Here is a 13,882-nt window from a genome sequence, read left to right as displayed (position 1 = left end):
GGCGGCTGCTGGTTGGCGGGGTGCGCTGAGCGGGCGTTTGGTCCGCTCGCCGCGCCCCTACGGGGGCTCGTACCCGAAGATGGGGGTATGCGGATCCTCATGGCCGGCGCGTCCGGTTTCCTCGGCACCCGACTGGCCGACCACCTCACCGCCGACGGGCACCGGGTGACCCGGCTGGTGCGGCGGGCGGCGCGCACCCCCGACGAGCGGCGGTGGGACCCCGCCGGGGCGCAGCTCGACCCGGCGGTGGTCGCCGAGACCGACGCGGTGGTGAACCTGGCCGGCGCGGGCGTCGGCGACAAGCGGTGGAACGACGGGTACAAGCGGCTGATCCGGACCAGCCGGGTCGACACCACCGGCACGTTGGCCGCCACGATCGCCGGGCTGCCGGCCGCCGATCGGCCGGCGGTGCTGCTGAACTCCTCGGCCGTCGGCTGGTACGGCAACACCGGCGACCGGGTGGTCGAGGAGGACGCCCCGGCGGGCGACGGGTTCCTCGCCGACGTCTGCCGGGTCTGGGAGGCGGCCACCCGCCCGGCGGAGGACGCCGGGGTGCGGGTGGTCCGGCTGCGCACCGGGCTGCCGCTGCACCGCGACGGCGGGCTGCTCAAGCCGCAACTGCTGCCGTTCAAGCTGGGGGTGGCGGGGCGGCTGGGCAGCGGGCGGCAGTGGCTGCCGTGGATCTCGCTGGTCGACTGGCTGCGGGTGGCATCGTTCGCGCTGGACCGCGACGACCTGGCCGGCCCGGTCAACGGGGTCGGCCCCGCCCCGGTCACCAACGCCGAGTTCACCCGGGAACTGGCCCGACAGTTGCACCGCCCGGCGGTCGTGCCGATCCCGGCGCTGGCGCTGAAGGTGGCCCTCGGCGGCTTCTCCCAGGAGGCGCTGACCAGCACCCGGGTCCTGCCGGGGGTGCTGACCCGGGCGGGCTTCGACTACCGCCACCCCGACCTGCCGAGCGCACTGCACGCCGCCCTCAACGACTGAACGCGAGGCTCCGGCCCGCCGACGCCCGCCGCCAGGCTGCGGGTTCCGGCGGCGGGCCGGGCCCGGTTGGTAACGTCCCTGCGTGCCGTCGTCCCCGCCCCCGCCCCCGTCCCCGGCCGCCGGGCCGACGCCCGCCCCCGGCACCGACGCCCGCCCCGCCCGCCGCCGCGACCTGCGCGTCGACCTCGTCGTCGTCGTGGTCGCGCTGGCGCTGGCCGGCTGGGTGACCAGCGGGCTGTGGCAGGCCCCGAACCAGCGGGCGATCACCGCGAACTCCAGCGACCAGGCGTTCTTCGAGTGGCTGCTGGCCTTCGGCGGGCACGCGCTCACCCACGGGGAGAACCCGCTCTTCACGTACCTGATCAACGTTCCGGACGGGGTGAACCTCGCGGTCAACACCTCGATCACCGTGTACGCGGCGGTCTTCGCCCCGCTGACGTACCTGATCGGGCCGCCGGCGACGTTCCTGGTGATCCTCACCCTCAACCTGGCCGCCACGGCGGTGGCCTGGTACCTGTTGCTCTCCCGCTGCCTCGTCGACAGCCGGCTCGCGGCGGCGGTCGGGGCGTTCTTCGTCGCGTACTCCCCCGGCATGGTGTCGCATGCCAACGCCCACCTGAACTGGACGGCCGGCTGGCTGGTGCCGCTGCTGGCCTGGCGGCTGTTCGCGCTGCGCCGCCCCGAGCACCGGGTACGCAACGGCATCGTGCTCGGGGTCGCCGTCGCGGTGGCCTTCTCCATCGCCGCCGAGGGGCTGTTCTTCACGGCCCTGGCGCTCGGCGTCTTCCTGGCCGCCTGGGCGCTGCACCCGAGCCGGCGGGCCGCCGCCCGGGGCGCGCTGCCCGGCTTCCTGCGCGGGCTGGGCGTCACCGCGCTGACCGCCGGGGCGCTGCTGGCGTACCCGCTGTGGTTGCACTTCGCGGGGGCGCAGCGGTTCCACGGCACCGGCTTCGACCCGGTCATCCACGCCGAGGACGTCGCCGCGTACGGGGCGTACCCGAGCCGGTCGCTGGCCGGCGCGGCCGGGTTCGGCACCTCGCTGGCGCCCAACCCGACCGAGGAGAACTCCTTCTTCGGGGTGCCGCTGCTGCTGCTGGCCGTGGCGTGCTTCGCCTTCCTCTGGCGGCGGGACCGGGCCCGCCGGGCCACCGTGGCGGCGCTGGGCGTCACCGCCGTCGTCTTCACGGTGCTCTCCTGGGGGCCCCGGCTGAAGTGGACCGGCGCGCGCACCGACTGGCCGCTGCCGTTCGTGCTGCTGGACGGCCTGCCGGTGGTCAACGCCGCCCTGCCGGCCCGGTTGGCCCTGGTGGTGGCCCCGATGGTGGGGCTGCTGCTGGCGTACACCGTCGACCGGCTGCGGGCCGCGCCACCGACGCGGCGCGGCGCGGCCGTCGCCTGGGTCGCCGGCTTCGCGGCGGCGCTGCTGCCGCTGCTGCCCATGCCGCTGCTGACCAGCGTCCGCGAGCCGGTGCCGGCGTTCATCACCGCCGGCACCTGGACCGAGTACGTCTCCCCGGGCGGGGTGCTCACCCCGCTGCCGCTGCCGCTGGACGTGACCCCGGACGGGCAGCGCTGGCAGGCGCACGCGCTGGCCCACCGGCAGGGCGAGTTCCGCCTTCCGGCCGGGTTCTTCCTCGGCCCCGGCGGGCCGGACGGCCGGGGCCGGATCGGGCCGCCGCCGCGCACCTTCGACACCCTGATGGACCAGGCCGGCCGGACCGGCCTGGTGCCGATCATCACCGAGGGCAGCATCCGGCTCTGTATGGCCGACCTGCGGTACTGGGGCGTCGAGGTGGTCGTCCTCCCCGACCGGGTGCACGGCGCCAAGTACGCCATCGACACCGAGGCCCTGCGCCGCACCGCCACCGCCCTGCTCGGCCCCCCGCAGCGGGTCGACGACGTGTGGCTGTGGCGGGTCCCGCCGGCCTGACCCGTCCCGCCTGCCGGTGGTGAGCACGACTCTGGTGGTGAGCCGGCTCACCGCAGGTGACCGGCGGGTACGGGACTACGCTGTGGGCGTGACCGCGACGATTCCAGGGCTGACCGCCGTACATGTTGGGGTGCTCGACTACCAGGCCGCCTGGGACGAGCAGCGGCGACTGCACGAGGCAGTGGTGGCCGGCGAGCGCGGGGACACGGTGCTGCTGCTCGAGCACCCGAGCGTCTACACCGCGGGCAAGCGCACCGAGCCGTGGGACCGGCCGATGGACGGCACCCCCGTGGTCGACGTCGACCGGGGCGGCAAGATCACCTGGCACGGTCCGGGGCAGCTCGTCGGGTACCCGATCGTGCGGCTGCCCGACCCGGTGGACGTGGTCGCCTACGTGCGCCGCACCGAGCAGCTGCTGATCGACGTCTGCGCCGAGTTCGGCCTGGCCGCCGGCCGGGTCGAGGGGCGCAGCGGGGTCTGGGTGCCCGAGGACGACCGGGGCCCGGCCCGCAAGGTGGCCGCCATCGGCATCCGGGTCGCCCGAGGCGTCACCCAGCACGGCTTCTCGATCAACTGCGACTGCGACCTGACGGCCTTCGACCGGATCGTGCCGTGCGGCATCCGCGACGCCGGGGTCACCTCGCTCACCGCCGAGCTGGGCCGCCCGATCACCGTCGCCGACGTGCTGCCGGTGGTCGAGCGGCACCTGGTCACCCTGGTCGCCCCGACCGCCTGACCGCCCCCGCCCCGCAGCTCAGCTCGGCCGAGGGGCGGGTTGGGTCAGGGGGTCAGGCGGTGCAGGTCGCGGGGGAAGGCGGTGACCTCGCGGACGTTGGCCGCCCCGACCAGGCGGGCGACGAAGCGTTCCAGGCCGATCGCGAAGCCGCCGTGCGGCGGCAGGCCGTGGCGGAACCCGTCGAGGTAGCCCGCGTACGGGCCGACCGGCTCGCCGCGCGCCGCGAGGGCGGCCAGGTAGTCGTCGTACCGGTGCAGGCGTTGCCCGCCGGTGACCAGCTCCATCCCCCGGAACAGCAGGTCGAAACCGTTCGAGTACGCCGGCCGCGCCGGGTCCGGGTGGGTGTAGAACGGCCGCTTCGCCATCGGGTACCCGGTGACGAAGAGGAACTCCGAGTCGTGCTCCGCGCGGGCCCACTGGCCCAGCGCCCGCTCGTGGGCGGGGGCGAGGTCCGGCTCGTCGGCCGGGGCGCCGGCGATGGCCAGCGCCTCGGTGAAGTGCACGGCCGGAATCCGCGCCGGCACCGGCGGCGGGATCACGCCCAGCGTGGCCAGGGCGCCGCCGGCCCGCTGCGCCACCGTCGCCAGCATCGCCGCGAGGGTGTCCCGCAGCACCGCCATGACGTCGGTGTGGTCGGCGACGAAGCCGAGCTCGACGTCGAGGGAGGTGTACTGGGCCAGGTGCCGCACGGTGTCGTGCGGCTCGGCGCGGAACACCGGCCCGACCTCGTACACCCGCTCGAAGACGCCCACCATGAGCTGCTTGTAGAACTGCGGCGACTGGGCCAGGTACGCGGGGCGGCCGAACCAGTCCAGCGCGAAGACGTTCGCCCCGGACTCGGTGGACGAGCCGACCACCTTCGGCGTGTGGATCTCCACGAAACCGTCGGCGTCCAGGGCGGCCCGGAAGCCGGCCACCGCCGCCGCCGAGACGCGCAGCGCCGCCGAGCGGGTCGGGTGGCGCAGGGCCGCGTCGGCGTGGTCGAGCTGGGTCGGCAGGGCGGCGGTCAGCGTCGGCCGGTACAGGTCGAACGGGGGCGGCACGGCGGGCGGGCCGAGCGGTCGTACCGTCGGGTGGGTCAGCTCGACCCCGGCGGGGGCCGCCGGATTCGCGACCACCGTGGCGGTGACCTCGACGACGGTCTCCTCGGTGAGTTCGGCGACGGCGGCGCGCCCGGCCGGGTCGGTGATCACCACCTGGGCCAGGCCGGCGGCGTCCCGCACGATCAGGAACGCCACCGACTTGAGCAGCCGGCGGCGGTGCACCCAGCCGGCGATCCGCACGGTCGCGCCGGGATGGGCGGGGAGCTGGTGGGACAGGATGCGTTGCACGGCGTACCTCCTCGATCGATCGCAACGCGACCCCGGGAGGTGTGGGCGAGCGGGTCCTCGCGGTGCCACCACACCTTCGCCCCCGCAGCTTCGCGGGGGCCTCTTTCGTCGCCCGTGACGTGGGCCGGTCGGCGGGCTCTACTGGGCGGGCGCGGGAGGCGCGCACACCGTTCTTCCCGCAGCTCGGGAGGGTCTTCGCGCGCCGTCGCCAGACCGCCTCGCACCCAACGGCGGCTCTCTGGACTGGCGGGGCGGCGCGCTACTTGGCTCCGTCGCAGCTCTGCGGGGAACGTAGCACCGGGATCCGGCGGGGGTAACCGGGTTTCGACGCCACTGGTGGGGGGCGTCACAGCGTTTAGGGGGTGACGGCCATCGCGTCACGTTCATCGACGCCGACCGCCGGGCGTACGCTCGTTTTTGTGACGATCGAGCACGTCGCGCCGACGACGCCGACGACCGAGCAGCCCACCACCAGCCCCGCCGCGCGTGCCGCGACGGTCGCCCCGGAAGGGCGGCGAATGCTGCGCATCGAGGCGCGCAACGCAGAGACGCCGATCGAACGCAAGCCGCCGTGGATCAAGGTCAAGGCCAAGATGGGCCCGGAGTACACCCAACTGCGCGGGCTGGTCTCGCGCGAAGGGCTGCACACCGTCTGCCAGGAGGCCGGCTGCCCCAACATCTACGAGTGCTGGGAGGACCGGGAGGCCACCTTCCTCATCGGCGGCGACCAGTGCACGCGGCGCTGCGACTTCTGCCAGATCGACACCGGCAAGCCGGCCGAGTTCGACGCCGACGAGCCGCGCCGGGTCGCCGAGTCGGTGGTGTCGATGGGGCTGCGCTACGCCACGATCACCGGCGTCGCCCGCGACGACCTGCCCGACGGCGGGGCCTGGCTCTACGCCGAGACGGTCCGCCAGATCCACGCGCTCCAGCCGGGCTGCGGCGTCGAGCTGCTGATCCCCGACTTCAACGCGGTCCCCGAGCAGCTCGCCGAGGTCTTCGGCTCCCGGCCGGAGGTGCTGGCGCACAACGTCGAGACGGTGCCCCGGATCTTCAAGCGGATCCGGCCGGCGTTCCGCTACGACCGGTCGCTGGACGTGATCCGCCAGGCCCGCGCCGACGGCCTGGTCACCAAGAGCAACCTGATCCTCGGCATGGGCGAGGAGCGGGCCGAGGTGTCCCAGGCGCTGCGCGACCTGCACGACGCCGGCTGCGAGCTGATCACCATCACGCAGTACCTGCGCCCGACGCCCCGGCACCACCCGGTGACCCGCTGGGTCAAGCCGGAGGAGTTCGTGGAGCTGAGCGAGGAGGCCGAGGAGATCGGCTTCGCCGGGGTGATGAGCGGGCCGCTGGTGCGCTCGTCGTACCGGGCCGGCCGGCTCTACCGGCAGGCGTTGGAGGCCCGCGGGGCCCGCGAGGCCGTCCGCGCCTGAGCGGTCCGCGCGCCGGTCGACGTGGGCGGCGACACCCGCCGACCGGCGGTGGCGACACCCGCGCCGACCCGTCGCTGAGCGGGGGCTGACCGGCCACTGAGCGGGACCGGCGTCCCATCCTGCGGAGTGGGACTTGCCGCAAAGCGTCGAAGATGATGAATTTAATCATGCCCCTGCCACATACGGTGATCATCGGTGCCGGCCCCGCCGGCCTCACCGCCGCCCACGAGCTGACCCGACGCGCCGCCCCGGTCGAGGTGATCGAGTCCGACGACGTGGTGGGCGGGATCAGCCGCACCGTCGAACGCGACGGCTGGCGGTTCGACATCGGGGGGCACCGGTTCTTCACCAAGGTGGCCCGGGTCGAGGCGTTCTGGCACGAGGTGCTGCCCGACGGGGACTTCCTGCTGCGCCCCCGGATGAGCCGCATCCACTACCGGGGCCGCCTCTTCGACTACCCGCTGCGGGCCGGCAACGCGCTGGCCAACCTCGGTGTCGTCGAGGCGGTGCGCTGCGTCGGGTCGTACCTCTGGGCGCGGGTGCGCCCCCCGGCGGACCAGAGCCACTTCGAAGGCTGGGTCTCCGCCCGCTTCGGCACCCGGCTGTACCGGATGTTCTTCAAGACGTACACCGAGAAGGTCTGGGGCATCGCGGCGACCGAGCTGCAGGCGGACTGGGCGGCCCAGCGGATCCGCAACCTGTCGCTGGCCGGCGCGGTGCTCAACGCGCTGCTGCCGCGCCGCGGCGGCGCGGAGATCACCAGCCTGATCGAGGAGTTCCAGTACCCCAAGCTCGGCCCGGGGATGATGTGGGAACGCTGCGCCGAGCTGGTCGTCGCGGCCGGCGGCGCGGTGACCCTGGGCGAGCGGGCGGCGACCGTGCACCGGGCCGGCGGGCGGGCGGTCGCGGTGACCGTGACCGGCCCGGACGGCGCGCGGCGGCTCGACGCCGACCATGTGATCAGCAGCATGCCGCTGCCCGCGCTGGTGCGGGCCATGGACCCGCCCGCGCCGCCGCACGTGCTGGCCGCCGCCGACGCGCTGCGCCACCGCGACTTCCTCACCGTGGCCCTGGTGGTGCCCGCCGCCGCCGGCTTCCCCGACAACTGGATCTACGTGCACACCCCGGGGGTACGGGTCGGCCGGGTGCAGAACTTCGGCTCCTGGTCGCCGTACCTGGTGCGGGAGGGGTTCACCTGCCTGGGGCTGGAGTACTTCGTCAACGTCGGCGACGAGCTGTGGGAGGCCCCCGACGACGAGCTGATCGCCCTGGGCACCGCCGAGCTGGAGGCGCTCGGGCTGGTCCGCCCCGGCGCGGTCTCCGCCGGGTACGTGGTCCGGATGCCGAAGGCGTACCCCGTCTACGACGCCGGGTACGAGCAGGCCGTGCAGACCATCCGGGACTGGCTCGCCGAGGCGGTGCCGAACGTGCACCCGATCGGCCGCAACGGCATGCACCGCTACAACAACCAGGACCACTCGATGCTCACCGCGATGCTGACCGTGGAGAACATCCTCGACGACGCGGGGCACGACGTGTGGGCGGTCAACGTCGAGGAGGACTACCACGAGCACACCGACGGCGGGTCGGCGAACGGCTCCACCGGCCGGCACGGCACCGGCCGCGCCGCCCCGGTGCTGCCGCGGCGGCCCTGAGCGGGCGTAAGCGCCGGCCGCGGGTCAACCGCTCGCGGGGCGACCACTAGACTCTGCGCCATGGCAAAGCCCCAGGAGAAGGTCTCGTTCGGCCAGCGGCTGAAGCAGATCGGGATGGTGTTCAAGTTCACCGCCAAGCAGGACAGGTGGTTCGCGCCACTCACCGCCGGCGCGGTGCTGATCCCGCTCGCGCTGACCGTGGTCGCGGTGATCCTCTGGGGCTGGTTCTGGCTGCCCGTGGGCATCCTGTTCACGCTGCTCGCGGTGCTGATCGTGCTCAACCTACGGTCCAACAAGGCGATGATGAACGCCGCCGAGGGCCAGCCCGGCGCGGCGGCGCAGATCATGGAGAACATGCGCGGCGACTGGCGGGTCACCCCGGCGGTCAGCTCCACCACCCAGATGGACATGGTGCACCTGGTGATCGGCCGGCCCGGCGTGATCCTGCTCGCCGAGGGGAACGCGCAGCGGGTGCGCGGCCTGCTCGGGCAGGAGAAGCGGCGGCTGTCCAAGGTCATCGGTTCCGCCCCGCTCTACGACTACGTGATCGGGCAGGACGAGGGCGAGCTGCCGATCCGCAAGCTGCGGATGACGCTGATGCGGCTGCCGCGCAACCTCTCCGGCAAGGACGTCAACTCCCTCGACCGGCGGCTCAAGGCGCTCACCGCCCGCCCGCAGATGCCCAAGGGTGCGATCCCGAAGAACATGCGCCCGCAGCGCGGGGCGTTCCGGCAGACCCGGGGCCGCTGACCCCGGCCCTGCTCGACGGCGGGGCGCTACCGGCCCGGCGGCGGGCGCTACCGGCCCAGCTCGGGGCGGGCGCTACCGGCCCTGGTCGGCGGTCGGGGCGGGGACCGGGGCGATCACCGAGCCGGTGAGGCGGTCGTGCAGGCCCCGGCGGTGCCCGTCCATGATCAGGGCCGGCACCACCAGGGCCAGCAGCGCGCCGCGCAGCAGCGCCCGGACCAGGCCGATGCGGCCCCCGTCGGCCCAGGACAGGCAGCGGATCCGGGTGATGTACATGCCGGGGGTCTGGGCGAAGAGCCCGAGGAAGAAGCCGTACTCGGCGATCAGCACCACGACCGGGGCCCAGCCGTCGCGGACCGGGTCGGCGAAGAAGTACGACACCAGCAGGCAGAGCACCCAGTCGATCACCAGGGCACCGAAGCGGCGGCCCACGCTGGGCGGGACGAAGCCGGCGTCGGTGGCGGGTGGGGCGGGAAGCTGCGGCGTGGTCACGGATGCAAAGCGTAGTCAGTGGTGGTGCGCCGGCCGGATCGGCACCCTCCGGCGAATCAGGCCAAAGGCGGTAATCTGCGATGAGTCGCGTCGGGGGGGTATCGTCCGAACGGACATCGGATGGCGACTGACCGGCGAAGATGACGCAGCGCGAGCGACGTAACACGACGGAAACAGTCAAGATACGGCCGGGCAACCGCGCGGTCATAGCGTCGCCAGGAGCCAGCCACCCGTGGACGTGCCAGGAGGACGTGTGTTCGCCAATCCCGAGGAACTCCTGCGATACCTCAAGAACGAGGACGTGAAGTTCGTCGACGTTCGGTTCTGTGACCTGCCCGGCGTAATGCAGCACTTCAACCTGCCGGTGGAGTCCTTCGACGACAGCGTCTTCAACGACGGCCTCGCCTTCGACGGTTCGTCGATCCGTGGCTTCCAGTCGATCCACGAGTCGGACATGCTCCTGCTCCCGGACGTCGCAAGCGCCTTCGTCGACCCGTTCCGCGCACAGAAGACCCTCGCGCTGAACTTCTTCGTGCACGACCCGTTCACCCGCGAGGCGTACTCCCGGGACCCGCGCAACGTGGCGAAGAAGGCCGAGGCGTACCTCGCCGCGAGCGGCATCGCCGACACCGCGTACTTCGGCGCCGAGGCCGAGTTCTACATCTTCGACTCGATCCGCCACGAGACCTCGGCGCACCAGTCGTTCTACTACATCGACTCGGTCGAGGGCGCCTGGAACACGGGCCGCGAGGAGGTCGGCGGCAACCGCGGCTACAAGACCGCGTACAAGGGCGGCTACTTCCCGGTCCCGCCGGTGGACCACTACGCCGACCTGCGCGACGGCATGGTCCGTCGCCTGCTCGACGCCGGCTTCACCGTGGAGCGCTCGCACCACGAGGTCGGCACCGCCGGCCAGTCGGAGATCAACTACAAGTTCTCCACGCTGCTGCAGTCGGCCGACCAGCTCCAGCTCTTCAAGTACCTGATCAAGAACGAGGCGTGGGCCAACGGCAAGACCGCCACGTTCATGCCGAAGCCGCTCTTCGGCGACAACGGCTCGGGCATGCACACCCACCAGAGCCTCTGGCTCAACGGTGAGCCGCTGTTCTACGACGAGACCGGCTACGCCGGCCTGTCGGACACGGCCCGCTGGTACATCGGCGGTCTGCTGCACCACGCCCCGTCGCTGCTGGCGTTCACCAACCCGACGGTCAACTCGTACCGTCGTCTGGTCGCGGGCTTCGAGGCGCCGGTCAACCTGGTCTACTCGCAGCGCAACCGCTCCGCCTGCACCCGCATCCCGGTGACCGGCAGCAACCCCAAGGCCAAGCGCGTCGAGTTCCGGGTGCCCGACCCGTCGAGCAACCCGTACCTCGCCTTCTCGGCGATGATGATGGCCGGCCTGGACGGCATCAAGAGCAAGATCGAGCCGCCGACGCCGATCGACAAGGACCTGTACGACCTGCCCCCGGAGGAGTGGGGCGACGTCAAGCAGGTGCCGGGCTCGCTGCCCGAGGTGCTCGACGCGCTCGAGGCCGACCACGACTACCTGCTCGACGGCGGCGTCTTCACGCCGGACCTGATCTCCACCTGGGTGGGCTGGAAGCGGGCCAACGAGGTCGACCCGGTGCGCCTGCGCCCGACCCCGCACGAGTTCGCGATGTACTACGACTGCTGACCCTCGCCGTCGGCACGCACCTGCACGCACCGGCCGGGCCGGCTCCGCACCACGCGGGGCCGGCCCGGCCGCTTGCTGCCGGCGTCCCGCCCGCCTCGGCCCGGCTGGCCTGGGCGGGTGGGACGGCCGCCCCCGTTCACCCCGCGAGCAGGGCGTCCAGCTTGCCGAAGGAACTGCCCCAGCCCTGCCGCGCGTCCGTCTCGATCTCCACCGGGTACGGGCCCTGCCGCAGCACGAGGCGGGTCTTGCCGTCGCCCTCGTCGTGCAGCTCGATGCGCATCTCCATCACCGTGCCGTCGGGGATGCCGGGGAAGTCGTGCACCTCCTCGTGGGCGACGAGCAATTCGTTCTCCACCACCTCCACGAACGTGCCGTCGGCCGGGGAGGTGAGGCTGGGGTCGGCGTCGTTGACCATCGTGAAGCTCTGTCGGCCGCCGGCGCGGGCGTCGATGCTGACGGTCTCCCGGGGCACCGACCAGCCCACCGGGCCGAACCACGCGGCGAACTGGTCGGGGTCGGTGAAGGCCCGGTAGACCAGCTCGCGCGGCGCGTCGAAGATCCGGGTGATGACCAGCATCTCGGTGGCTGCGGTCTCGGTCATGGTGTCGTCCTCTCTCACTGCTTGCTCTCGTCGTCGGTGGGTGTCGTCGCCTGTGCCTGCCGCATCCGCCGCAGGTGCGCGTCGAGCCGGTCGAAGTTCGCGTCCCAGAACTGCCGGTACCGATCCATCCACGCCGTGGCCTCCCGCAGCGGCTCCGGATTGAGGCTGCTGGAGCGCCACTGGGCGGACCGGCTCCGGGTGATCAGGCCCGCCTGCTCGAGCACCTTCAGGTGCCGGGAGATCGCCGGGAGGCTGATCGAGAACGGCTCGGCCAGTTCGTTCACCGTGGCATCCCCCTCGGCCAGCCGGGCAAGGATCGCTCGGCGGGTCGGGTCCGCCAGCGCCGCGAAGATGACGCTGAGTCGATCGGTAGCCACGTTCTTAACCACCTCGTTAATTAACCTACTGGCTAAACATAGAGCTCGGGGTGCGACCCGTCAAGCGCTTCCGCTTCATGCGGCCCCTCATCTCGCCACGGACCGCGACGCCGGTTCCCTCTCCCCACCGCCGCCTAGCCAACGCCTCGTCGATCATGGAGTTGTGGCGGGGCAGAAACGCGACGAATACCCATACTCGGGGCACCACAACTCCATGATCGACCGGGGGGTGCCGTGCCGGTCACGCTTCAGGGTTGCGGTCATCGCCGCCCGACGGGTCACCCGGGAACTCCGGCCGGCCCCTCATCACTTGGCTGCCCCTGGCCCGGCCGCTCGGCCCGGCCGGCGCGCTCGGACGGCCGACACCGCCAGCACGAGGATCAGTGCCGTCATCGCGACCGCGCCGGGGGCCTTGGCGAACCGGGCCAGGTTGGTGCCGTCCGGCAGGGTCAGGACCGCCGCGACGGCGCTGGGCAGCACGAACCAGGTGGTTCGGGCCAGGCCGGTGACCGAGACGGCCAGCAGGGTCAGCGGCCAGATCGCGTACCAGGGGTGGAAGACCGGGGCGAGGACGACGGTGGCGGCCAGCGCCAGACCCGCCCCCACCAGGGCCACCCGGCGCCGCGCCATCGACCGGATAGATGGGGGCGCAGCCGGGGAGAGTGCCGAAGGGGCACGCTCGTCCAGGCGGCGCAGCGACCGCCAGGCCCACCACCACAGGGCCACCAGCGTCGCCGCGAGCAGCAGCAGGCCGACCAAGCGGGCCACCGGCACGGCATCCGGCCGCCGGCCGGCCAGCTCCCCCGCGTAGTCGGCGACGAGGCCGACAGCGGTCGGCGGCGAGGTCCACTGCCTGGTGTCGCCGCTGCGGGCCAGCCCGGCTACCCAACCCAGGCCCAGCCCGGAGGCCAGCGAGGCCGCCAGCAGCGCCACCGCCGCACCGCCGGCCAGCCAGCCGCCGGCCCACAGCAGCGCCCGCCAGGTGTACCGGCCGCGCACGGCGAGCAGCGCCGCGAACGGCAGCACCACCACGGCGGTCGCCTTCACCGCCACGGCCAGCCCGAGCAGCACCCCGGCCAGCCCGAGCAGCGCCCCGGCCGGACCCAGCGGCGGCACCCCCGCCGACCCGAGCGGCGGGCGTGGCCCGTCGGGGCGGCGAACCAGCACCAGCAGCGCCAGCAGCAGCGCGCCGAGCGCCACCGCGTCGTTGTGCGCGCCGGCCACCAGGTGTACGCCGACCAGCGGCGCGCCCAGCGCCAGCCAGGCGGCCCGCCGGGGCGGTACGCCGGCGGCGCGGGCCAGCCCCGGCAGGCAGAGCGCGGTCAGCGCCACTCCGGCCAAGGCGTACAGGCGTAGCAGCGTGATCGCGCCGACCAGCCCGCCGCCGACGGTCACCGCGAGGGCGGCCAGCAGCACGAACAGCGGCCCGTACGGCGCGGGGGTGTCCCGCCAGATCGGGGCGACCGAGTCCAGCCACGGGCAGCCGGCCGCCGCCACGGAGACCTGGTACGGGTCGCGCCCGTGCGCGTACGACCAGCCCTGGCAGGCGTACGAGTAGACGTCGCGGCTGCCCAGCGGCGGCGCGGCCAGCAGCGGCGCCAGCCAGAGCCCGACGGTGCGGTACGCCCACCCGGTCGACGGGGCGCCCCGGCGCAGCGCCCACCACGCCCCGACCATCAGCCCGGTGCCGGCCGACCAGCAGCCCAGCACCGCAGGCCCGTGCGGGCCCCGCCAGATGGCCACCGGGCCGCCGTCGGTGATCTCGGGCAGCGCCCCGCCGAGCCAGCCGGCGACGGTGAGCAGCACCGCGCCGAGCAGCCCGGCCCAGCGGGCGAGCGCGGCCCGGCGGCGAGCAGGAAGGGGCCGGTCCCGCCGCGCGCCAGCAGCGAGCAGGGCCCGCCAGCGGGTGGGC

General features: G+C 73.5%; 12 protein-coding genes. 7 read left to right on the top strand and 5 right to left on the bottom strand.

Going from position 1 to position 13,882, the window contains the following annotated elements; all coding sequences use genetic code 11:
* Positions 1–87: 87 nt before the first annotated feature.
* From ACLQ2V_RS11425 to lipB, 3 genes are all read left to right on the top strand, one after another.
* The gene (locus ACLQ2V_RS11425) at positions 88–987 is read left to right on the top strand and encodes a TIGR01777 family oxidoreductase (RefSeq protein ID WP_425718398.1); all 900 of its coding nucleotides are present in this window, start codon (positions 88–90) and stop codon (positions 985–987) included.
* 172 nt (positions 988–1,159) lie between these two features.
* Positions 1,160–2,917: a DUF2079 domain-containing protein gene (locus ACLQ2V_RS11420; protein WP_425718820.1), complete on the top strand. Its 1,758-nt coding sequence runs from the start codon at positions 1,160–1,162 to the stop codon at positions 2,915–2,917.
* Positions 2,918–3,005: 88 nt separating this feature from the next.
* Positions 3,006–3,653, top strand: coding sequence for a lipoyl(octanoyl) transferase LipB (gene lipB / locus ACLQ2V_RS11415; RefSeq protein WP_425718397.1), 648 nt, complete (start codon positions 3,006–3,008; stop codon positions 3,651–3,653).
* 44 nt (positions 3,654–3,697) lie between these two features.
* On the opposite strand, the gene aspS is transcribed toward lipB, so the two are convergent.
* Positions 3,698–4,984: an aspartate--tRNA(Asn) ligase gene (gene aspS / locus ACLQ2V_RS11410; RefSeq protein ID WP_425718396.1), complete on the bottom strand. Its 1,287-nt coding sequence runs from the start codon at positions 4,982–4,984 to the stop codon at positions 3,698–3,700.
* Positions 4,985–5,346: 362 nt separating this feature from the next.
* Between aspS and lipA the strand changes: the two genes are divergently transcribed.
* The 3 genes from lipA to ACLQ2V_RS11395 all read left to right on the top strand — a co-directional run bounded on the left by lipA (position 5,347) and on the right by ACLQ2V_RS11395 (position 8,825).
* Positions 5,347–6,420 (top strand): lipoyl synthase, encoded by a 1,074-nt coding sequence (gene lipA, locus ACLQ2V_RS11405; RefSeq protein WP_425718395.1) that lies wholly within the window; start codon positions 5,347–5,349, stop codon positions 6,418–6,420.
* Positions 6,421–6,587: 167 nt separating this feature from the next.
* Positions 6,588–8,075 carry an NAD(P)/FAD-dependent oxidoreductase gene (locus ACLQ2V_RS11400; protein ID WP_425718394.1) on the top strand — a complete coding sequence of 496 codons (1,488 nt, stop codon included), beginning with the start codon at positions 6,588–6,590 and terminating at the stop codon, positions 8,073–8,075.
* Positions 8,076–8,135: 60 nt separating this feature from the next.
* Positions 8,136–8,825, top strand: a complete 690-nt coding sequence (locus ACLQ2V_RS11395; RefSeq protein ID WP_425718393.1) for a DUF4191 domain-containing protein — start codon at positions 8,136–8,138, stop codon at positions 8,823–8,825.
* Positions 8,826–8,897: 72 nt separating this feature from the next.
* Here the strand turns inward: ACLQ2V_RS11395 and ACLQ2V_RS11390 are convergent, their stop codons facing one another.
* Positions 8,898–9,314, bottom strand: a complete 417-nt coding sequence (locus tag ACLQ2V_RS11390) for an RDD family protein (RefSeq protein WP_425718392.1) — start codon at positions 9,312–9,314, stop codon at positions 8,898–8,900.
* A 253-nt stretch (positions 9,315–9,567) separates the two neighbouring features.
* Between ACLQ2V_RS11390 and glnA the strand changes: the two genes are divergently transcribed.
* On the top strand, positions 9,568–10,992 hold the full coding sequence (glnA, locus tag ACLQ2V_RS11385; RefSeq protein ID WP_425718391.1) for a type I glutamate--ammonia ligase: 1,425 nt from the start codon (positions 9,568–9,570) through the stop codon (positions 10,990–10,992).
* 136 nt (positions 10,993–11,128) lie between these two features.
* On the opposite strand, the gene ACLQ2V_RS11380 is transcribed toward glnA, so the two are convergent.
* The 3 genes from ACLQ2V_RS11380 to mptB all read right to left on the bottom strand — a co-directional run bounded on the left by ACLQ2V_RS11380 (position 11,129) and on the right by mptB (position 13,863).
* Positions 11,129–11,593: an SRPBCC family protein gene (locus ACLQ2V_RS11380; protein WP_425718390.1), complete on the bottom strand. Its 465-nt coding sequence runs from the start codon at positions 11,591–11,593 to the stop codon at positions 11,129–11,131.
* Positions 11,594–11,607: 14 nt separating this feature from the next.
* Positions 11,608–11,970, bottom strand: coding sequence for an ArsR/SmtB family transcription factor (locus ACLQ2V_RS11375; protein WP_425718389.1), 363 nt, complete (start codon positions 11,968–11,970; stop codon positions 11,608–11,610).
* Positions 11,971–12,276: 306 nt separating this feature from the next.
* Positions 12,277–13,863 (bottom strand): polyprenol phosphomannose-dependent alpha 1,6 mannosyltransferase MptB, encoded by a 1,587-nt coding sequence (mptB, locus tag ACLQ2V_RS11370; RefSeq protein ID WP_425718819.1) that lies wholly within the window; start codon positions 13,861–13,863, stop codon positions 12,277–12,279.
* Positions 13,864–13,882: the final 19 nt, after the last annotated feature.

This window comes from Micromonospora sp. DT233, from assembly GCF_049841815.1.
In the GTDB taxonomy this organism is placed as follows: domain Bacteria; phylum Actinomycetota; class Actinomycetes; order Mycobacteriales; family Micromonosporaceae; genus Micromonospora.
The sequence above is the reverse complement of the archived record's forward strand: the minus strand, read 5'-3'. Positions and strand labels throughout refer to the sequence as shown.